This is a genomic window from Pseudomonas sp. LBUM1664 (genome assembly GCF_059695895.1).
Genome location: NZ_CP166791.1, coordinates 3,347,538 through 3,367,339, shown reverse-complemented (window position 1 = coordinate 3,367,339; position 19,802 = coordinate 3,347,538). Strand labels below are relative to the sequence as shown.

The 19,802-nt window shown below is 61.0% G+C and carries 17 protein-coding genes; 12 read left to right on the top strand and 5 right to left on the bottom strand.

The window, feature by feature from the left end; translation table 11 throughout:
• Window positions 1-35: 35 nt before the first annotated feature.
• The 4 genes from ACA047_RS15625 to ACA047_RS15610 all read left to right on the top strand — a co-directional run bounded on the left by ACA047_RS15625 (window position 36) and on the right by ACA047_RS15610 (window position 4,681).
• Entirely contained in the window at window positions 36-665 is a 630-nt protein-coding gene (locus ACA047_RS15625) for a TetR/AcrR family transcriptional regulator (RefSeq protein ID WP_497350702.1), read from the top strand.
• Window positions 666-1,169: 504 nt separating this feature from the next.
• Window positions 1,170-3,731, top strand: a complete 2,562-nt coding sequence (gene nirB, locus ACA047_RS15620) for a nitrite reductase large subunit NirB (protein WP_497350700.1) — start codon at window positions 1,170-1,172, stop codon at window positions 3,729-3,731.
• Window positions 3,731-4,117 (top strand): nitrite reductase small subunit NirD, encoded by a 387-nt coding sequence (gene nirD / locus ACA047_RS15615; RefSeq protein ID WP_497350698.1) that lies wholly within the window; start codon window positions 3,731-3,733, stop codon window positions 4,115-4,117. Before nirB ends, nirD begins: the two co-directional genes overlap by 1 nt.
• A gap of 123 nt (window positions 4,118-4,240) precedes the next feature.
• Window positions 4,241-4,681 (top strand): CBS domain-containing protein, encoded by a 441-nt coding sequence (locus tag ACA047_RS15610; protein WP_497350696.1) that lies wholly within the window; start codon window positions 4,241-4,243, stop codon window positions 4,679-4,681.
• Between the two features lie 153 nt (window positions 4,682-4,834).
• Here ACA047_RS15610 and ACA047_RS15605 read toward each other — a convergent pair whose 3' ends face one another.
• Together ACA047_RS15605 and ACA047_RS15600 are read right to left on the bottom strand one after the other, a co-directional pair.
• On the bottom strand, window positions 4,835-5,872 hold the full coding sequence (locus tag ACA047_RS15605; RefSeq protein WP_497350694.1) for an AraC family transcriptional regulator ligand-binding domain-containing protein: 1,038 nt from the start codon (window positions 5,870-5,872) through the stop codon (window positions 4,835-4,837).
• 9 nt (window positions 5,873-5,881) lie between these two features.
• Window positions 5,882-6,796, bottom strand: a complete 915-nt coding sequence (locus tag ACA047_RS15600; RefSeq protein ID WP_497350692.1) for a GGDEF domain-containing protein — start codon at window positions 6,794-6,796, stop codon at window positions 5,882-5,884.
• A gap of 370 nt (window positions 6,797-7,166) precedes the next feature.
• On the opposite strand from ACA047_RS15600, the gene ACA047_RS15595 reads away from it, so the two are divergent.
• The 8 genes from ACA047_RS15595 to ACA047_RS15560 all read left to right on the top strand — a co-directional run bounded on the left by ACA047_RS15595 (window position 7,167) and on the right by ACA047_RS15560 (window position 17,947).
• Window positions 7,167-9,695, top strand: a complete 2,529-nt coding sequence (locus ACA047_RS15595; RefSeq protein WP_497350690.1) for a TonB-dependent receptor — start codon at window positions 7,167-7,169, stop codon at window positions 9,693-9,695.
• Window positions 9,696-9,895: 200 nt separating this feature from the next.
• Window positions 9,896-11,779: a phytase gene (locus ACA047_RS15590; protein WP_497360378.1), complete on the top strand. Its 1,884-nt coding sequence runs from the start codon at window positions 9,896-9,898 to the stop codon at window positions 11,777-11,779.
• 64 nt (window positions 11,780-11,843) lie between these two features.
• Window positions 11,844-12,551 carry a protein TolQ gene (tolQ, locus tag ACA047_RS15585; protein WP_497350688.1) on the top strand — a complete coding sequence of 236 codons (708 nt, stop codon included), beginning with the start codon at window positions 11,844-11,846 and terminating at the stop codon, window positions 12,549-12,551.
• Window positions 12,552-12,564: 13 nt separating this feature from the next.
• Window positions 12,565-13,011 carry a protein TolR gene (gene tolR / locus ACA047_RS15580; RefSeq protein WP_497350686.1) on the top strand — a complete coding sequence of 149 codons (447 nt, stop codon included), beginning with the start codon at window positions 12,565-12,567 and terminating at the stop codon, window positions 13,009-13,011.
• Window positions 13,008-13,817 (top strand): energy transducer TonB, encoded by an 810-nt coding sequence (locus tag ACA047_RS15575; RefSeq protein ID WP_497350684.1) that lies wholly within the window; start codon window positions 13,008-13,010, stop codon window positions 13,815-13,817. The genes tolR and ACA047_RS15575 overlap by 4 nt, the downstream gene beginning before the upstream one ends.
• Before the next feature lie 185 nt (window positions 13,818-14,002).
• Window positions 14,003-14,512 (top strand): sigma-70 family RNA polymerase sigma factor, encoded by a 510-nt coding sequence (locus ACA047_RS15570; protein WP_497350682.1) that lies wholly within the window; start codon window positions 14,003-14,005, stop codon window positions 14,510-14,512.
• On the top strand, window positions 14,509-15,456 hold the full coding sequence (locus tag ACA047_RS15565; RefSeq protein ID WP_497350680.1) for a FecR domain-containing protein: 948 nt from the start codon (window positions 14,509-14,511) through the stop codon (window positions 15,454-15,456). The genes ACA047_RS15570 and ACA047_RS15565 overlap by 4 nt, the downstream gene beginning before the upstream one ends.
• A 67-nt stretch (window positions 15,457-15,523) precedes the next feature.
• Window positions 15,524-17,947, top strand: coding sequence for a TonB-dependent siderophore receptor (locus tag ACA047_RS15560; protein WP_497350678.1), 2,424 nt, complete (start codon window positions 15,524-15,526; stop codon window positions 17,945-17,947).
• Window positions 17,948-18,015: 68 nt separating this feature from the next.
• Here ACA047_RS15560 and ACA047_RS15555 read toward each other — a convergent pair whose 3' ends face one another.
• The 3 genes from ACA047_RS15555 to ACA047_RS15545 all read right to left on the bottom strand — a co-directional run bounded on the left by ACA047_RS15555 (window position 18,016) and on the right by ACA047_RS15545 (window position 19,673).
• Window positions 18,016-18,417, bottom strand: coding sequence for a hypothetical protein (locus tag ACA047_RS15555; RefSeq protein ID WP_497350676.1), 402 nt, complete (start codon window positions 18,415-18,417; stop codon window positions 18,016-18,018).
• Between the two features lie 149 nt (window positions 18,418-18,566).
• Window positions 18,567-19,046, bottom strand: a complete 480-nt coding sequence (locus tag ACA047_RS15550; RefSeq protein ID WP_497350674.1) for a nuclear transport factor 2 family protein — start codon at window positions 19,044-19,046, stop codon at window positions 18,567-18,569.
• A 57-nt stretch (window positions 19,047-19,103) separates the two neighbouring features.
• A complete protein-coding gene (locus tag ACA047_RS15545) occupies window positions 19,104-19,673 on the bottom strand; it encodes a TetR/AcrR family transcriptional regulator (protein ID WP_497350672.1) in 570 nt (189 codons plus the stop codon).
• Between the last annotated feature and the right edge of the window lie 129 nt (window positions 19,674-19,802).

Here is a 19,802-nt window from a genome sequence, read left to right as displayed (position 1 = left end):
GTTACCTTTAGTAAGTTACGGTTGGTAAAGTTAGCATGTCAAGCACCGGAGAAAATTCGCCGTCTTCTGCTTCACCCCGTCGCCGTCTTTCACGGGAAGACCGCCAACGGCAACTACTGGACGTCGCCTGGCGCCTGGTGCGGGAGGAGGGTAGCGAGGCGCTGACCCTGGCTCGACTCGCGGAACAGGCGGGCGTGACCAAGCCCATCGTCTATGACCACTTCACCACTCGACCTGGGTTGCTGGCGGCGCTTTATCAGGATTTCGACGCCCGCCAGACGGCGCTCATGGACGTGGCCCTAGAAGCAAGTGAACCGACTCTGCAAAGCCGGGCTGCGGTGATTGCTTCTTCCTATGTCGAATGCGTGCTGTTGCAGGGCCGAGAGATCCCAGGAGTGATTGCGGCGTTGACCAGTTCCCCGGAACTGGAAAGCATCAAGCGTGAATATGAGGCGATTTTTCTGAATAAATGCCGGGCTGTCCTGGAACCGTTCGCCGGCACGAGGACCATCGCCCAGGCAAGTTTGCGGGCGATGTTGGGGGCGGCGGAAGCCCTGTCCAATGCCGCTGCCACCGGGGAAATCAGCGCGGCGCAGGCGAAGGAAGAACTCTTTGTGAGCATCGTTGCGATGGTGGATAGAACCGCCCGCACTCCGGCAAGCTGACCCACCACTATTGCGAGCAGGCTTCCACAAGGGATTGGTGGTGGGCGCTGATTTGTGGCCGCTCGGAAAGAGGGAATACCTGCACTTTTATGAAGCCTGATGCGGCAGATCGCACCATGGGAAGGCAGATGCCGGCGCTATGACCGTCGGATTCATACACCGGAGATTCTTGGGTGGCTGAGCGCTCGTCACCACGGGCAAGCCTTGCTCCCACAGGGGTTGTGGGTGGTTAGAGGCGTCGATGGGACTGTGAAATCGGGATGTCAGTGAGGCTTGGCACGCTCGCTGCAAGAGGCTACTCAGGCCCACCGTGAACACAATCGAGTGGGCAGCCCTGTCGGTCAACGAAGATCGAGAGCCAGTAGGCCGGGGGATAACGGTAGGTCAGGGCGCAGTCGCCGGATCGATACCGCACAGAACAGGCAAAGACGCCTGGAACCGCAAGGTTTCAGGCGTCTTTTTTTTGCTTTCAATATCGTGATGGGCTTTTGTCGGGTGCTTTTTATGAATTCCAACGTTGCTTCTCTGAACAAGCTGCAAACGCTGATCGTGATCGGCAATGGCATGGTCGGCCATCACTGTGTCGAGCAACTGATCGAGCGCGGTGCCCTCAATCATTACCACCTGCATGTGTTCAGCGAAGAGCCGATGCGCGCCTACGACCGCGTGCATCTGTCCGAGTATTTCTCCGGCCGCGACGCCGAATCCCTGGCCCTCGGTGAAGCCTCGTTGTACCAGACGCCGGGTGTCACGCTGCACCTGGGTGTACCGGTGCTGGAAATCGACCGCCAGGCGCGTCAGGTCGTTACCGCCCAAGATCGCATCAGCTACGACAAACTGGTGCTCGCCACCGGTTCCTACCCGTTCGTGCCGCCTATCCAAGGCGCCGAGGGTGATTCCTGCCTGGTCTATCGCACCCTTGAAGACCTGGACGCGATCCGTGCCGCCGCCAACAATGCTCGTCGTGGCGTGGTGGTCGGAGGCGGCCTGCTGGGCCTTGAAGCGGCCAATGCCCTCAAGACCCTCGGCCTGGAAGCCCACGTGGTGGAATTCGCGCCACGGTTGATGCCGGTGCAGTTGGACGAGCAGGGCGGCCTGGCCCTCAAGGCCCGCATCGAGACGCTGGGCGTCGGCGTGCACCTGTCCAAGGGCACCCAGTCGATCTGCGCCGGTGAGCAATACCGTTATCGGATGAACTTCGGCAATGACGATTTCCTGGAAACCGACCTGATCGTGTTTTCCGCCGGTATCCGCGCCCAGGATGCTCTGGCTCGCCAGAGCGACCTGCAAATCGGTCCGCGCGGCGGCGTGGTGATCGATGACCATTGCCTGAGCAGCGACCCGGACATCTACGCCATCGGCGAATGCGCGGCCTGGAACGGCAGCATCTTCGGCCTGGTCGCACCGGGTTACCAAATGGCCCGCAATGTCGCGGCGCGCCTGTGCGGCGAAAGCGGCGAACCCTTCACCGGCGCCGACATGTCCACCAAGCTCAAATTGCTCGGCGTAGACGTTGGCTCCATCGGCGACGCCCACGGCAACACACCGGGGTCGCGCAGCTTCCAGTTTATCGACGGAACCAGCGCCAGCTACCGCCGACTGGTGGTGGACGCCGACGGCAAACGGGTGATCGGTGCGGTGTTGGTGGGCGACAACAGCTACTACGACACGCTGCTGCAATACATGCAGAACGGCATCGCGTTGCCCAAGGACGCGGCCAGCCTGATCCTGCCGTCGTCCGAAGGCGCACCGACCCTGGGCCCGGCCGCGCTGCCCGAGTCGGCGACCATTTGCTCGTGCCACAACGTCACCAAAGGCTCGATCTGCTCGGCCATCGACAGTGGCTGCACCGATCTTGGACAACTCAAATGCGACACCAAGGCCGGCACCGGTTGTGGTGGTTGCGCGGCCCTGGTCAAGCAGGTGTTCGAGCACGAACTGATTGCCCGAGGCGTCAGCGTCGACAAGAGCCTGTGCGAACACTTCGCTTACACCCGTCAGGAGCTGTACGCCTTGGTGCGGGTGGAAGGGATTATCAGTTTCGAAGAACTGCTGGCCAAGCACGGCCGTGGTCACACCGGTTGCGACCTATGCAAACCGGCGGTGGGCTCGATTCTGGCCTCGTGCTGGAACCAGCCGATCATGGACCCGTCCCTGGTGCCGTTGCAGGATACCAACGACACCTTCATGGCGAACATGCAGAAAAACGGTACCTATTCGGTGGTGCCGCGCATCGCCGGTGGCGAAATTACCGCCGACAAACTGATCGCCATCGGTGTGGTCGCCAAGAAATACGACCTTTACACCAAGATCACCGGCGGCCAGCGCATCGATTTGTTCGGTGCCCAACTGCACCAGTTGCCAGACATCTGGGCCGAACTGATCGAAGCCGGTTTCGAGACGGGCCACGCCTACGGTAAATCGACCCGCACAGTGAAATCCTGTGTGGGCAGCACCTGGTGCCGCTACGGCGTGCAGGACAGCGTGCAAATGGCCCTGACCCTCGAGGATCGCTACAAAGGCTTGCGTTCACCCCACAAGCTCAAGTTCGCGGTGTCCGGTTGCACCCGCGAGTGCGCCGAGGCCCAGAGCAAGGACGTCGGCGTGATCGCCACCGAGAAGGGCTGGAACCTCTACGTGGCTGGCAACGGCGGCATGCGCCCCCGTCACGCGGAGCTGTTCGCCACTGACTTGGATGACAAAACCCTGATTCGCTACATCGATCGCTTCCTGATGTTCTACATCCGCACCGCCGACAAGTTGCAGCGCACTTCGGTCTGGCGCGAGAGCCTGGAAGGTGGCCTGGATTACCTCAAGGACGTGATCATCAATGACAGCCTGGGCCTGGGGGTCGAGCTCGAAGCCCAGATGCAGCTGGTGGTCGAGCGCTATGAATGCGAATGGGCCAACGCCCTCAAAGACCCGGACAAACTCAAGCGTTTCCGCACCTTCGTCAACGATGGGCGCGGCGATCCGGATGTTCATTTTGTCAGGGAACGCGGCCAGCGCCGCCCGGTTCACGCCGGCGAACTTCACCTGATTCCCGTCACCGAGGAGGTGCTCTGATGAGCCAGTCAAACGTCGTTCGTATCCCCGCCCGCGATGTGGCCCAAAGCCCTGTGCAATGGCGCGCCCTGTGCAGCCGCGAGGACCTGGTCCCCAACTCAGGTGTGGTTGCCTGGCACGACGGCAGCCAGGTAGCGTTGCTGTACCTGCCCGAGCATCAGGACAAGCCGCTGTACGCCATTGATAACCGCGACCCAAAATCCGGCGCGAACGTGATCGGCCGCGGCTTGTTGGGCAGTATCAAGGGTGAGCTGGTGATCGCTTCGCCGATGTACAAACAGCACTTTCGCCTCGAAGACGGCCATTGCCTGGAATACCCGGAGCAGCGCCTGCGGGTTTGGCCGGTGCGCTTGAATGGCGATGTGGTCGAAATTGGCGAAGACTGATCCGCGCCTGAATTGAAAACACATTTGTGGCGAGGGGATAAATCCCCTCGCCACAGGGACTGCGTCGGGCTCAGTTTTCTGTGTTTGATTAGCATCACCTTTAACTGAAGTTGAGGATTAACAATGAAAACAGCCGCTCAACTGGTGAGACTCAAGAGTGTGCAAAACCAGCATGTCCACAGCATCGCGCCGGAGCAGACAGTGCTCGAAGCGTTGCGAATCATGGCCGAGAAAAACGTCGGCGCGCTGCCAGTGATCGAAGACGGTCAGGTGATTGGCGTGTTCAGCGAACGGGACTATGCGCGCAAGATGGTGCTGCAAGGGCGCTCCTCTGTGGGTACTGCGGTACGCACCATCATGAGCACGCCGGTGGTCACGGCTGACAGCCAGCAAAGTATCGAGCGCTGCATGGAGGTCATGACCGACAGCCATCTGCGCCACTTGCCGGTGCTGGATAACGGGCAGTTGATTGGCCTGTTGTCCATTGGCGATCTGGTGAAGGAAGCCATTGTCGAGCAGGCGAATTTGATTCAGCAGTTGGAGCACTACATTCGCGGGCATTGAGGCCCGGCTCTCTACCGCCGAACGAGGCTGTTGTGGTGAGGGCGCTTACTTACGCTGGGTGGTGAAGCGGCTCCACGATTTTACGGTCGCAGCACAACCGAGCGTAAGTAAGCGCCCTCACCACAACAGCTGCTCACCACAGGGCATTGCTGCTTATTCCAACGCCAGCAACTGCCGAATCAAATTCGGCGTACTGCCGGTCCAGCGTTTGAACGAACGGCGAAAGTTTGCCGTGTCGTTGAAGCTCAGGTACTGCGCGACTTCCTCGTTGCTGAAGCCCTTGACCTGATACAAATACAAGGCCACATGGGTGTGTACCCGGTCCACCTGGTGCTGGAACCCGGTGTGGTGCTTGTGCAACTTGCGCTTGAGGGTGGCCGGGCTCATGGCGAAAGCCTGGGCGGTCTGTTCCAGGCTTGGCGTCTGTTGCACATGGGCATGCAGGTAGTCGTAAACGCAATCCAGAAAACTTGCAGAAAAGCCCAGTTGATCGAGCTGTTCCCGTGCTTCGATGCGCGCCACCTGGCCGGCGGTGGCCGAGACGTTGGGCCAGGGCAGGGCCAGAAAATGGCGGGGCAGACGCATCAGGTCCAGCGGTCGGTTGAACTGAGTGTGTTCACCCAGGTGCACCCAATACTGTTCGACATAGCGCGGCTCGCCGTGGCGAAAGCTGCACTGCCAGGGCAGGCGTTCGCCGCTTAGCCACGTACTCATGGCTACCATCGAGGTCACGCTCGCTTCCAGCACAAAACGCCATTGCTCATCGGCTCCGCAGCTGTCCAGCCAATGAACGTAGGCATAATGCTCGTCCAGTAACAGGCGCGGCGTCGCCAACGGGCAGAGCAGAGCCTGCTGCTCGATCAGGGTTTCCAGCGCCTGGTGCAGATTCTGCGCGTGACGCAAGGCATGGCTGGCAGGCCCGTAGTGCCCAGGCAACAGCCGTTGGCCGAACAGGAAGCTGCTGTCGCTGGCATCGAGCAAGCGCCGGCTGTTGTCGATCAAACCGAGGAACTGCTGCGCGCTGATGCGGCTCTGGCCGGCCAGGATATCGTCGTGGAACAGCCCGGTGCCGCGCAGCAGGCGATGGCTGTCGATGTCCCGTGACAGTGCCAGATCGATCAGCGCGGCAGGCTGATAATGCCCCGGAATGAAGCGACTGTCGGTTTCATACCAGCAAGTCTTGAGCGTCATGGGCCGGCCTCAGGCGCTTTTCGACAGCGTATGCCGCGTCTGGGCCAGCGTCAGGTTCAGGCGCCTGAGCAAGGCTTCGGGAGACTCGTCGAAAGCCATCACCGCTGCTGTGCTGGCGACCAGTTGCAAGCGCTCGCCGTGTTGCCGGGTCTTATGGGCCAGGCTGCGAACGGCAACTTCGAGCTCCAGGGCCAGGCGCTGGGCCTGACTCTCGCCGGTGTCGGGCAACAGCACCACGAAGCGATCACCGGCCAGGCGGCAAAGCAGATCCTGACGGCGCAGGTTTAGCACCAGCAACTGGCTGACGGCTTGCAGTACAGCGTCGCCCTCACCATGGCCGAAACGCTGGTTGATGGCGGTGAAGTTGTCCAGGTCCAGGGCCAGCAGCGACAAAGGCTGCTGGCGGCGCCGGCTGTCCTCCAGGCTGGCGGACAATTCATGTTTGAGGAAATCGGCACCACCCAGCGGCGTGAGTTTGTCGAACAAGCGGTGCTCGCGAAACAACCGCTCGCGCTTCTCCATTTGGCCGTTGATCGCCAGTTGTTCCCGGTGCCAATGATAAATGCCCAGGGTCAGCAGGATCATGCCCACCGGCATCGGCCCGGATTCCAGCCAGTGATCCCAGGTGATGTTGGCGGGCAGGCGGATGAACTCGTCGAGGCTGTCGATCCACCAGGAAAAGAAAATGCAGCCCAGGCCCAGAATCAGGTAATTGGTCACCCGGCCGGCCGGGCGACTTTTGAGCACCAGGCCCAGCCAGACCAGCGCCAGCAGCGCCGAGCCACCTTCGCCGAGAATATCGAGCCAGATCCATTCGCCGACGGGTTTGAGTTCACCGCAGGCCAGATGCAGGATCAATCCGAGGTTGGCCGCCAGTAGGAGCAGGGTGAGCTTGAGGCGGTGCGGTCGGAGCACGGAGAACATGGCCGGAATCCTTTTGCCAGAGGCGGAATGCGGCTCAGCACAGCAGATGGATGTGACAGTGTGGTGACGGTGCGTGAATGGGTGGGGGAGGTCGAATCAGCTCATCGATCCTTTGAATTTTTTCCGATTGACGCCTGCTTCGCAGTCGAGCGGGAGCAAGGTCCTTCGCCACGCAGGACTGCGTTGTTATCCAATCTCCACTCGGGCAGGTCATTTCAGCTCATTGCGCCCCGTCAGCCCCCCTAAATCAGGCTGTTACAGCCCCTGCGACCAACGTCTGTCACAGAACCGTCATTGCCCACCCCTAGCGTGCCCTCCCAGTTGCCGGGCCGTTGCCTGGCGGATTTTTGGATTCCTGGGGAGGACCACCATGCACCACCGCACAAGCACTGCCGGGCTCGTTGGTTTCACGTTCACCGCATTGGCCATGGCCATTGCCAGTGATCGTCTGAACGCCGCCGAGCAGACTGCCGACGCCACTGAACACGTCGAAGTGGTGGGTCAGGCGGCCAGCATCGACCAGGCTCTTAAGGAGCAACGCAGCGCCGACACCATCAAGAGTGTGGTGCATGCCGACGGCGTGGCGCAGTTGCCCGACGAAAACGTCGCCGAGGCAGCGCAGCGTCTGCCGGGTGTCAGCGTCGAGCGCGACCAGGGCGAAGGTCGCTTTGTCAGCGTGCGGGGCTTGGGGCCGGACCTCAACAGCGTGACCATCAACGGCACGCTGGTGCCGGCTCCGGAAAGCGGACGCCGGGCGGTTGCCCTGGACGTGCTGCCTTCGGAATTGGTGCAGTCGCTGTCGGTGATCAAGACCTTGACGCCGGACATGGACGCCAACTCCCTGGGCGGCACGGTGGACGTTAAAAGCCTTTCGGCCTTCGACCACAAAGGCCTGTTTTACACCGGCAGCAGCGAAGCCAGCTACGACAAGAACACCGGCCAGACCAGTCCGAAGTTCTCCGGTGCCATCAGCGACCGCTTCAGCCTGGGGGACGGCATCGACAACTTCGGCGTGGCCGCAGCGCTGAGCTGGCAGAAGCGCGATTTTGGCTCGGACAACGTCGAAACCGGTGGTGCCTGGGATTTTGAGCGCGGGGCGCAGCTCGAAGAATTCGAAATGCGCGACTACGACATTCGCCGGGAGCGGGCCGGTGGCGGGTTGAACTTCGACTATAAACCCGATGATTTCAGCAGTTATTACCTGCGCACCCTTTACAGCAACTACAAAGACAGCGAAACCCGCAACGCCGCGAGCATCAGCTTCGACGACCCACAAGAGGCCGGCGAGGTAGGAGAGGCCGAGGGCGAGCGCAAACTCAAGCAACGTGAAGAGACCCAGAAAATCCAGTCCTACGTGCTGGGCGGCGAACGCATGTTCGGTCTCTGGACCCTGAGTGGCCAGGGCGGCTACAGCCAATCCAGTGAAGACACTCCCGGCCACATCGCCGGTGCCACCTTCAAAAGCATCGACAGTTTTGACGCAGGCTTCTACGACAGCGAAAAGCCGCGGTCGATCGTCGGCTCGTCGTTCTACGACACGTCCAATTACAGCCTCGACAAGGTGGAGTGGGAACAACAGAAAACCACCGACACCGAGAAAAACCTGCGCCTGGACCTGGCCCGGGACTACGACTTCAGAGGTTACGCATCCCAGGTCAAATTCGGTGGCAAAGTCAGCCGTCGCAACAAGGACAACGACCTCGACGCTTGGGTTTACGAGGATTTCGACGATCTGGGGTACACCGACGAACAGCTCAACCTCTCGCAATATGAAAAGGGCAACGTGAACTACCGTCTCGGCGAGTTCGGCTCTGGCATCAGCGCCAACGCCATCAAGCAGTTGCTGGGCGGTCTCAACAGCGCCGACTTTTATGACGAGGAGCAGTCGCGGGTCAACGACTTCAAGATGAGCGAAGACATCAATGCCGCTTACTTGATGAATACCGTCGACATCGATGACTGGCGCTTCATCGGCGGCATGCGCTACGAAGGCACCGATTTCGACGCCAAGGGCACCGGTTCCACCGACGGCGTGTTCACCGACACCGAAACCCACCGCAAGTACCATCAATGGCTGCCGGGCCTGCACGCGCGCTATCAACTGGACAAGAGCACTCAGGTGCGCGCGGCCTGGACCAAATCGGTGGTGCGCCCGACCTTCGGGCAACTGGCGCCGGGTTATGTCATCGACGATGACGAAGCGACCTTTGGCAACCCGGACCTCAAGCCGCTGGAATCGAGCAACCTGGACCTGGGCATCGAACATTTCATGGGCCATGCCGGCACCGTTTCGGCCTTCGTGTTCTACAAGGACATCAAGAACTTCGTCTACAACACTGACCTGGCGGGCACCGGCGCCTGGGCCGATTTCTCCGAAGCCAACACCTACGCCAATGGTGACAGCGCCAAGCTCTACGGCCTGGAGTTGGCCTACTCACAAAAATTCGACTGGCTGCCGGCGCCCTTGAATGGGCTGCTGATGGGCGCAAACGCGACCTTCAGCCGCTCCAGCGCCGAGATCGAAGGCTTCGACCAGGCCAGCGGCACCCAGCGCAAGCGCAGCATCGACCTGCCGAACCAGTCGGACACCGTGGGCAACCTCATGGTGGGTTGGGAAAACGACAAGCTCAGCTTGCGCCTGTCGGCCAACTACAAGTCGGCGTACCTCTATGAGCTGGCGTCCATCAGCGACAGTAATCATGACCTGTATGTCGATGCCCAAACCTTCATCGATTTCAGCGCCCGTTATTCGCTGACCAAAAACCTGCAAGTCAGCCTGGAGACGCAGAACCTCACCGACGAGCCGTATTTCGTCTACAGCGGCCACCGCGCCTACAACGGCCAGTACGAAGAGTACGGCCCGACCTACAAGCTGGGCCTGACCTTTACCCACTTCTGAATCGCAGCACTGATCACCGTGGCGAGGGAGCTTGCTCCCGCTCAAGTGCGCAGCACTTGCCAGACCATAGGGGGCTGCTTCGCAGCCCAGCGGGAGCAAGCTCCCTCGCCACACAGTTCCAGACAAGCTTCATATGAGTAACGAACAAGGATTTTGCGTTGAATACGAACATAAGTTTACCCAAGCGCTACCTGCTGGCGATGTTCATCAGCCTGGTAACGGTCCCGGCCCTGGCGGCTTCATCCGTTCCCAGCCTGAAGCTACAACCCTGGCCTCAGCCCCAAAAACTGTCGATCAATGCCCTGACATTCCTGCCTGACCATTCGACGACCGAGCGACTGGCCAGTGCCGGTGAAGGCCTGCTGTTACTGGATGCCGAGGGCCGTGAACTGGCACGCCTGAAGGGCACCTTCGAAGGCCTCGACAGCCGGACCCTGGGCGCGAATGTGCTGGTTGCCAGCCTCGACAGCACGCGCCAGCAAGCGCTGCTGGTCAGCCTCGATCCGCAAAAACGTCAGTGGGGAACGCCGCTGTACCTGCCAACGCGGGATTTTCCCGTGAACGGTCTGTGCCTGTACCGCGACGAAGCGAGCAACCTGTTTGTGTTTCTGGTGGGTGAAGAGGGCAAGGGCGAGCAATGGCTGGTGGGCACAGCCGAGCGACTGAGTGAAACCGCCCGGCGGGTGCGTGGCCTGCCACTGCCGCCAGATGCCAAGTCCTGCCAGGTGGAAGACAACGCCAACCAACTGTTCGTCAACGAAGAGCGGGTGGGCTGGTGGGCTTATCCGGCATCCGCCGAGGCCGATGCCGTTCGTGTACCTGTGGCGATGCGCACACCGTTCGGCGATATCCAGCACGCCGCCGGCGCCATGGCCGTGCTGCCGCAAGGCTTGCTGGGGCTGGACCCCAAGGCGGCGCAATTGCATCTATATCAGCAAGCGGGCGAGGGCTGGAACTCAACGGCCAATCTGCCGCTGCCGGGCCTGAGCGAGCCGGAAAGCCTTGCGGTACGCCCGACGAAAACCGGCGTCGAAGTGCTGTTGCGCGATGATGAAAACGGGCGCCTGTACCAAGGGGAAATCGATTGGCAACCCACTCCGGTGTCCTTGCCGTCGTCACTGCCCAATGTGGCCGCCATCGTTCAGAGCGAACCGGTGGCGCGCCAGGGCGATGCGGCGGACGATCCGGCGATCTGGGTTCATCCCCTACAGCCCGCCTTGAGTCGGGTGCTGGGCACCAACAAAAAGCAGGGCCTGCTGGCGTATGACCTGCACGGCAAGCTGCTGCAGGAGTTGCCGGTCGGGCGCCTGAATAACGTCGATGTGCGCGCGAACTTCAAGCTGGGCGATCAAACGGTCGACCTGGCGGTGGCCAGCAACCGTGACCGGAACAGCCTCAGCCTGTTCAGCATCGACCGTGCGAGCGGTGAGTTGCATGAGGCCGGTGAGATCCCCACGTCGCTCAAGGAAATCTATGGCATGTGCCTGTTCCAACCCGCCGAAGGTGAGCTGTATGCCTTCGCCAACGGCAAGGACGGTCGCTATCTGCAATACCGCCTCAGTGCTCCGGACGGTGTGGTGAAAGGCGAGTTGGTGCGCCAGTTCAGCGTCGACAGCCAACCCGAAGGTTGCGTCGCCGATGACCAGCGCCAGCGCTTGTTCCTGGGTGAAGAAGACGTCGGCGTCTGGACGATGGATGCCCGGGCCGACCAGCCGACGACATTGAGCAGTGTGATCAAGGTCGGTGCGCAGTTGCACGCCGACGTCGAGGGCATCGCCCTGTATCAGGGGGCTGGTCACGATTACCTGGTGGTTTCCAGCCAGGGCAACGACAGCTACCTGGTGCTCGATGCCGAGTCACCCTATGCCGTACGCGGCGCATTGCGGGTCGGCTTGAACGCCGCCGACGGCATCGACGGCGCCTCGCAAACCGATGGCCTGGAAGTGACCTCGGTAAACCTGGGCGGGTCGTGGAGCCAAGGAATGCTGGTGGTTCAGGACGGACGCAAGCGCATGCCCGAGCAGACCCAGAATTTCAAATTCGTACCCTGGGCCGAAGTGGCCAAAGCCCTGCGCCTGCCTTGAGTGGCGCTGTCATTAACCGGTCACGAACATTTCATCGAATAGTAGCCAGACAGGAGTTCTACCCATGCAAGCGACTCTGGAACACATGACGATCTGGGGCCTGATCAGCGACGCGAGCCTGTTGGTCAAGGCGGTCATGCTTACGCTGTTGTTGGCCTCGCTGTTTAGCTGGTACCTGATCATCCAGCGCAGCGCCGTGTTGCAACGCAACGAGCGTCAGTTCAAAGGCTTCATGCAGCGTTTTCGCAGCAGCGCCGATTTGCTGCCGCTGTACCGCGAGACGGCCCAGACGCGAGAGGAAGATGGAGGGGTGGAGCCGATCTTTCACGCCGGTTTTCAGGCCTTCACCCAGCTCAACCTGCCCTCCGGCAGCCCGCAAGTGGTGCTCGAAGGCGTCGAGCGATCACTGCAAGTGGCAATCAGCGAGCAGGAAGTACAACTGGAAAAAGGGTTGCAGTTTCTCGCCACCGTCGGTTCGGTCAGCCCTTACATCGGTTTGTTCGGCACCGTCTGGGGGATCATGAATGCTTTTATTGGCCTGTCCCAGGTGCAACAGGCCAGCCTGTCCACCGTGGCGCCGGGCATCGCCGAAGCGTTGATCGCCACCGCCATCGGCCTGTTCGCGGCGATCCCGGCGGTGATTGCCTATAACCGCTTTGCTGCCCGCGGCCAGACCTTGCTCACCCGTTACTACGCGTTCGGCAACGAGTTGCAGGCGCGCCTGCATCGCAAGCTGCACGGCGCCCCGGTGAACCTGGCCACGGCCGCTTGAGAGGAGAGGGCAGATGTTAGTCAAGCCGCAACGCAAGCACGGGCCCAAGGCCGAAATGAACGTGGTGCCTTACATCGATGTGATGCTGGTGCTGCTGGTGATCTTCATGGTTACCGCGCCGATGCTGACCCAAGGCGTGAAGATCGAACTGCCCAAGGTCGCCAGCGAGGCGCTGGCCAATGATAGTCGTCAGCAGATCCTGACTCTGTCGGTGAAAGCCGAGGGTGGTTATTACTGGAACCTGGGTGGCGAACTGGATACCCGCGCCCAGACCGACAGCGCCGTGGACCTGGACCAGATGCGTGCCAAAGTGGCGCAGATCGTTGCCGAGCGTAGCGACACCCAGGTGTACATCCGCGCTGACGATCATGCCGACTACGGTCGGGTCGTCGCGGCCATGGCCGCCTTGCAGCAAGGCGGGGTGAGCAACCTGGGGCTGGTGACCGAGGCGCCGCAATGACGGCGATGACCATGCACAGTCCTTCTCTGAACATGCCTGCGCTGACCCGCAATGCTTTCTGGAAAAACAGCCTGGCGGCGGGGCTCGCCGTGGCCTTGCACGCGGGCGTTGCCGCGCTGCTGGTGTTGGGTTGGACTGTGGAAAAGCCAGCCGTCGAGGCGCCGCGGGTGCTGCGCACGCAACTGGTGATATTGCCACCGGCGCCTGCGCTGGCCCCCGTGACATCCGCAACGCCGGAACCGGTCGAAGCCGCCCAGGCACCCGCCCAAGCGCCGCGCCCCGCGCCGACCCAGCCGGTCGTGGATCCGCGTCTCCAGGCCCAGAAACTGGAGCAGGCAGCCCTGGCCCGCAAGCGGGTCGAGGATCAAAAACGCGAGCAACAGGCTCAACAGCAACGCGAACGGCAGGAGAGCGAACGACGCCAGCACGAAGCCAATCAGCAAGTCGCCGAGCAACAGCGCCAGGTTCAGGCGCAACAGGCGCAAGCGCTCGCCCAGCAACGCAGCGCCGAACAGGCACGCCTGGCCGCCGCCGACAGCCGCAGTTATCAGCCCCTGAGCAAAGAAGCGCCGGATTATCCGCAACGGGCTTTGGACAAGGGGCTGGAAGGCGACTGCACCGTGGAATACAGCGTGACGCCGGACGGACGGATCGATAACCCCAAGGTCGTCGACGGTTGCCATCCCTTGTTTATCCGACCGTCGCTGGCCGCCGCCCAGACCTTCCGCTACCAACCGCGGATCGTAGACGGCAAGGCGGTGACAGTGCCGGCGGTGCGCAATACCTTTCACTACCGGATCAAATAAACGCAGGATCCCGACAGGCGCCCAGCACAACCTTTGTGGCGAGGGCTGTGCAGAGCAGCCCCCATCAATAAAAACTATCCTCCACCCCGTATTTACACATTCTCTGCATAAAGAGCTTGGATTAGCCTGAGAACATTAATTAGAATCAGTCTCATTTGAGACATTCCTTGCGCAGGCCTCTTGACATGTTTGATGCAGCTACGCCGACGGAGCACTCCCTACACGCGTTGTACCGTGACCACGGCGGCTGGCTGGAAGGCTGGTTGAGACGGCGCCTGGGCAATGCCTGGGACGCGGCGGACCTGCGTCAGGATACCTTTCTGCGAGTACTGTCCAGCGCCCAGCCATTGGCCGACTTGCACGAGCCTCGCGCCTATCTGCTGACGGTGGGCAAGCGTCTGCTGAGCAATTTCTACACTCGCCGCAACCTGGAGCAGGCTTATCTCGACGCCTTGGCGAGCTTGCCCGAAGAGTGCGTGCCCTCTGCGGAACAGCGCTGGCTGCTGCTGGAAACCCTGCAAGCCCTGGACGAATTGCTTGATGGCCTGCCGCCGCTGGTGCGGCGGGCTTTTTTGTGGAGCCAGCTCGAAGGCCTTGGCTATCGAGAGATCGCCGAGCGCATGCAGGTCTGCGAGCGCACCATCAAACGCTACATGGCCCAGGCCTATGAACATTGCCTGCTGGTGGATTTTTGAGTCGCCAGGCACCTTCGCCTGAAGCCCGGGAAGTCGCCAGGGCGGCTGCCCGCTGGCTGGCCATGATGGAATTCAGCGGGGACGAATTCGACGCTGCCGCCCTGCAAGGCTGGCGCGACAGCAGTGCCCACCACGAGGCCGCCTGGCAAAAGGCCCTGCGATTGCGTCAGCGATTTGCCGCAGTGCCGCCCTCGCTGGGCATGGCGACCCTGGATCGCCCGGAAATGGCCCGTCGCGCCGTGCTCAAGCGCGCATTGGGCGTCGCGGCACTGGTGCCGACCGCGTGGCTGCTGGGGCGAGAGTTACCGCTGGAGGTCTGGCGCGCCGACCTGCACACGTCCACCGGTGAACAACGGCGGTGGTTGCTGGCCGATGGCATCGCCTTGCAGTTGAACACCGACAGCGCCGTGGATCTGGACCTCAAGGCCCGACGTCTGGTGCTGGTACGGGGCGAGATGGCCCTCAAGGTCACCGGCCCCACGCCATTGGCCATTCAGGCACCCTACGGGCTGATCACCGTCAGCCATGGAGAAGTCTGCGTACGCTTGAGCGAGCGCAACTGCCGAGTGTCGGTGATCAGCGGTTCGGCACGGTTGGAGCCGTTGCGCGGACCGCTGCTGAAACTGGAGGAAGGCCAGCAGGTCAGTCTCCAGGCCGCGGGGGCGGGGCCAGTGGGCTCCTTCGACGTGGTGCAACTTGGGTGGCGTGACGGGGTGCTGGTAGCGCAAAACCAGCCATTGGGCGACTTTCTCCGTGAGCTGGGCCGCTATCGCCCGGGCGTTTTGCGCTGGGAAGAATCCTTGGAATCCCTTCGAGTCACCGGCAGTTTTCGCTTGGAAAACACCGATCGAATTCTCGCGTTGCTCTCGGCTAGCCTGCCGCTGGATGTGCAAACGCGTACCCGCTACTGGGTCACATTGAGGCTTCGCAAAAATATCGCCTGAAGCCTGTCCCCTTTTTTTGTCTCGCTTGTCATTCAAGGCAACTGAACAAAAATGAGAGCGCCTTCTAATGTCCGCAGCAGTACCTTTGCGTTTTCGCCCGGCCTTTGCCGGCCGGCGTCCGCTGTTGAACCTGAGTCTCATGCTGAGCCTGAGCGCCAGCCCATTCTTTATTTCACCTAGCCAGGCCGAAGAAGCCGCCCGGCGCAGTTACCAGGTGCCGGCCGGCAGCCTCAGCGTAGCGCTGACCCGGTTCGCTGGGCTGGCGGGTGTCAACCTGTCGGTAGACCCTGCCTTGGTGAGCGGTCGCAACAGCGCCGGTCTCTTTGGTGAATATGCGGTGGAGGAGGGCTTCGCCCGGCTGTTGCAGGGCTCCGGTCTGCAGTTGCAGCCAGTGGGCGAACAGGCGTACATCCTGACCCCGGCGCCAGAAGGCGGCAGCCTGCAATTGGCCCCTACTTCGATTCTCGGTGCCACGGGCTCAGTGGAGGGTCAAGTGTATGCCGGCGGCCAGGTCGCGCGCCGAGGTTCGCAAGGCTTGCTGGGCTCGCGAGACTTCATGGAAACGCCGTTCAGCATGACCACCTACACCAGCGAAACGGTGAAAAACCAGCAGGCTCGTACCTTGGGCGACCTGATCGCCAGCGACCCGTCTGTGCGCGCCACCAACCCGGCGGGCGGGCGCTATGAGCAGTTCACCATTCGCGGGTTCAGCCTGTTCAACAGCGATGTTGCCTACAACGGTCTCTACGGCATCCTGCCAACCTATACGATTGACATGGAGATGGCCGACCGCGTCGATATCCTTAAAGGCCCGAGCCAGCTCATCAACGGCATCTCGCCGCGGGGCAGCGTGGGTGGCGGGATCAACGTAGTGCCCAAGCGCGCGACCGACAAACCCATCACCTCGTTCACCGGTAGCTATGCTTCCGAAAGCCAGGTCGGTGGGGCCGTGGATGTTGGCCGGCGCTTTGGTGAAGATAACAAGTTTGGCCTGCGTTTCAACGGTGTGAAGCAGTCCGGTGACACTGAATGGGATCACCAGAGTGTGGACCGCGAGATGGCCGTGCTGGGCCTGGATTTCCGTGGTGAACGCCTGCGGCTCTCGACGGACATCGGGCGCACCGAGCGTATTACCGACGCACCGCAGGAGCGCGTGCAGGTTGGCACCAACGCGCAGGTTCCCCATGCCAGTGATGTCAGCAGCAACTATGCACAGTCCTGGAGCAAAGCGCACACCAAGGACACCTTCGGCATGGTGAACGCCGAATTCGATGTCAACGATTCCGTCATGCTGTACGGCGGTGTGGGGGCGCGCAAAAGTAATCATGACTTCCTCCGGCATGCCGTTTCAGTCACCAATGACGCTGGCGATTTCACCGTTCAACCCCGTGACTTTACCCGGGACGAAAATATCCGGACGACCACAGCTGGAGTGCGCAACTGGTTCCACACCGGCCCGGTGAGCCATGAGGTCAACCTGGCCGCCAGCTATTTCTACATGGACTACACAAACGGCGGAGCCCGTTATGCATCGGCCTCCAGCAACCTGTATGACCCAGTGGACACAGCAACTCCGAGCAACGCCACGCGACAGGATGACAAGGTCTACACCGAGAACCGCTCCAGCGGCGTTGCGTTGTCCGACACATTGGGTTTGTTCGATGACCGGGTGCTCCTGACTCTCGGCGCCCGCTGGCAGCGGGTGAAGGTTGACGACTGGACCAATGACGTCAAAGGCGACACCTCCTACGATGAGGAAAAGGTTTCGCCGTCGGGCGGCATCCTGTTCAAGGCCACCGATAAGTTGTCGCTGTATGCCAACTACATGGAAGGCTTGAGCCAGGGCAAAATCGCGCCGTCGACCTCGGTGAACGAGGATGAGATCTTCCCTCCGTTCATCAGTCGCCAGGTCGAGGTCGGTGCCAAGTATGACGCCGGTGCGTTGGCCGTTACTGCGGCCGTATTCCGAATCAAGCAGCCGGCTTACGCGACCGACTCGACGACGCGTGTCTTCGGCCAGAACGGCAAGCGTGAGAACAAGGGGGTGGAACTGAGTGTGTTCGGTGAACCGCTCAAAGGTGTGCGCTTGCTCGGCGGTGTCATGTACATCGACAGCAAGCTGACCAACACCACCAACGGCACCTATGATGGCAATCGGGCGCCCGCCACGCCGAAATACAACGTCAACCTTGGCGCCGAGTGGGACGTGCCGACCGTACAGGGCCTGACCCTGACCAGCCGCGGCATCTATTCCAGCTCGCAGTTCCTGGACCAGTCCAACACCAAGGAAATCGATTCCTGGGAGCGTTTCGACGTAGGCGCACGCTACGCATTCAAGGTCGACGAGAAGAACATCACCCTGCGTGCCAACGTCGAGAACGTGGCGGACAAGCGCTACTGGAGTTCGGCCGGGGCCTCGGATGACAGTGAGCCTGGCTTGACGCTGGCAACGCCACGCACCTACCTGCTTTCGGCGACCGTAGATTTCTAAACCGATGTGCAGCTCCAGGGATGGAGCTGTTTTTTAGGATGCGCCCAGCATGGGCGCAATCTTGACCGTCAGGCGTCGCGGAACAGGTCGTGGGCGTCCAGCAGTCGCCAGGCGATTTCCGGGCGTTTTTCCAGCCCGCGCCGGATGGCGGTGGGGATCGACTGACGAATCTTGCGGCACAGGCCCGGTTGATCCTGGAATTCGATGGCGATGCCGCGCATGGTCCGCACTTCGTTATAACCGGGCTCGACGGTCAGGCGGATCCCCAGGTTCTCGTAAAGACGCTGCTGCAATCGCTCGAGTTCGTCCAGGCTCTGAATGTTTTCCAGCCGCTCGAGCAGGCGTTTTTCTTCCTCGCGGTTCAGGCAAAGGATGCGCAGGTCGCTGCCGGGAGCTTGCAGCAACGCATCGCGCCCGCAATCACAGACGCCAGGCGGGCAGGGGGGACGAATCGGGATCGACGCAGTCATGGGCTCCACAAAAGTCTGCAACACAGCGACACTGCCGCTGAGCGTATCGACGGCCCAGGCAATGTGATGCCTGGCAGCACGTCGGTCAACCCTGGCGAGCGGCCGCTTGTCTGCCGCTCCCACAAGGTTTCACACAAGTGCTGTGTTCCTTACAGACCCAACTCGGACAACCCCGGATGATCGTCCGGCCGGCGCCCCAGCGGCCAACGGAATTTGCGCTCGCTTTCCTTGATGGGCATGTCGTTGATGCAGGCGTAGCGGTTGTACATCAAGCCTTGCTCGTCAAACTCCCAGTTCTCATTACCATAAGAACGAAACCAGTTGCCCGAATCGTCGTGCCATTCGTAGGCATAGCGCACGGCGATGCGGTTATCGGTGAAGGCCCAGAGTTCCTTGATCAGCCGGTAATCCAGCTCCTTGGCCCACTTGCGGGTCAAAAACGCCTTGGCCTCTTCCCGGTTATGGGCGAACTCGGCGCGGTTGCGCCATTGAGTCTCCAGCGTGTAGGCCAGCGATACTTTTTGTGGGTCGCGAGCGTTCCAGCCATCTTCGGCCAGGCGAACTTTTTCAATGGCCGATTCACGGGTAAAAGGCGGCAAGGGCGGGCGAACTTCAGCAGTGGATGACATGGCCAATCTCCAGTGAGTTATTCATGATGGGTACATCGGTTTAACGGCGTCCAGGTGTTACTTGTTGTTTATCAATAAAGTTTTCAGCATGTCCTGAGCGTGATCAGCGGCGCTGTGATCACCCATGATCAGCGCAACGGTAATGGCGCCGTCGATCAGAATCAGCAGTTGCCGGGCCAGGGCGTCGGGGTTTTCGACACCCTGTTCAGTGCACAGCCGGGTGACATAGTCGAGCAGCTTTTGCTTATGCTCCTTCGCCACCTGGCGGACCGGATCCTGTGGATCGCCGGTTTCGCCACTGGTATTGATAAACGCACAGCCGCGAAAGCCTTCGCTGTCGAACCAGCCCTTGAGCACGGTGAACAGGTTGAGTAACCGTGCGGCCGGGGTGGGCGCCTTGTCGACTTCGGTGCTGAACCAGTGCATCCAGCGCTCATCGCGACGCTTTAGGGCGGCTACGATCAGATCGTCCTTGTTGGCAAAGTAGCGGTAAATACTTTTCCTGGAGACGCCGGCGGTTCTCACCAGAAGGTCCATGCCGGTGGCCGCGATGCCACTTTTATAGATCAGCTTTTCGGTGACATCGAGGATGATGTCCCGTGTGTCATTACGATTGATTTCAGTCATGGCGCAAACAGTAGAACGATCGTTCTTCTTGGTCAAATATATTTTTTTGTTATCGGGTCCGTGGGCACTCAGCGTGCTTGCGATGCTTCTTTCAAAGGCGTCATTGCCAGCACGCCGTGCTCCCACAGA

Bases quoted from the DNA above. Each gene is read 5' to 3' on its own strand.
- ACA047_RS15625 (WP_497350702.1), top strand. From the start codon at position 36: ATGTCAAGCACCGGAGAAAATTCGCCGTCTTCTGCTTCACCCCGTCGC.
- nirB (WP_497350700.1), top strand. From the start codon at position 1,170: ATGAATTCCAACGTTGCTTCTCTGAACAAGCTGCAAACGCTGATCGTG.
- nirD (WP_497350698.1), top strand. From the start codon at position 3,731: ATGAGCCAGTCAAACGTCGTTCGTATCCCCGCCCGCGATGTGGCCCAA.
- ACA047_RS15610 (WP_497350696.1), top strand. From the start codon at position 4,241: ATGAAAACAGCCGCTCAACTGGTGAGACTCAAGAGTGTGCAAAACCAG.
- ACA047_RS15605 (WP_497350694.1), bottom strand. From the start codon at position 5,872: ATGACGCTCAAGACTTGCTGGTATGAAACCGACAGTCGCTTCATTCCG.
- ACA047_RS15600 (WP_497350692.1), bottom strand. From the start codon at position 6,796: ATGTTCTCCGTGCTCCGACCGCACCGCCTCAAGCTCACCCTGCTCCTA.
- ACA047_RS15595 (WP_497350690.1), top strand. From the start codon at position 7,167: ATGCACCACCGCACAAGCACTGCCGGGCTCGTTGGTTTCACGTTCACC.
- ACA047_RS15590 (WP_497360378.1), top strand. From the start codon at position 9,896: ATGTTCATCAGCCTGGTAACGGTCCCGGCCCTGGCGGCTTCATCCGTT.
- tolQ (WP_497350688.1), top strand. From the start codon at position 11,844: ATGCAAGCGACTCTGGAACACATGACGATCTGGGGCCTGATCAGCGAC.
- tolR (WP_497350686.1), top strand. From the start codon at position 12,565: ATGTTAGTCAAGCCGCAACGCAAGCACGGGCCCAAGGCCGAAATGAAC.
- ACA047_RS15575 (WP_497350684.1), top strand. From the start codon at position 13,008: ATGACGGCGATGACCATGCACAGTCCTTCTCTGAACATGCCTGCGCTG.
- ACA047_RS15570 (WP_497350682.1), top strand. From the start codon at position 14,003: ATGTTTGATGCAGCTACGCCGACGGAGCACTCCCTACACGCGTTGTAC.
- ACA047_RS15560 (WP_497350678.1), top strand. From the start codon at position 15,524: ATGTCCGCAGCAGTACCTTTGCGTTTTCGCCCGGCCTTTGCCGGCCGG.
- ACA047_RS15555 (WP_497350676.1), bottom strand. From the start codon at position 18,417: ATGACTGCGTCGATCCCGATTCGTCCCCCCTGCCCGCCTGGCGTCTGT.
- ACA047_RS15550 (WP_497350674.1), bottom strand. From the start codon at position 19,046: ATGTCATCCACTGCTGAAGTTCGCCCGCCCTTGCCGCCTTTTACCCGT.
- ACA047_RS15545 (WP_497350672.1), bottom strand. From the start codon at position 19,673: ATGACTGAAATCAATCGTAATGACACACGGGACATCATCCTCGATGTC.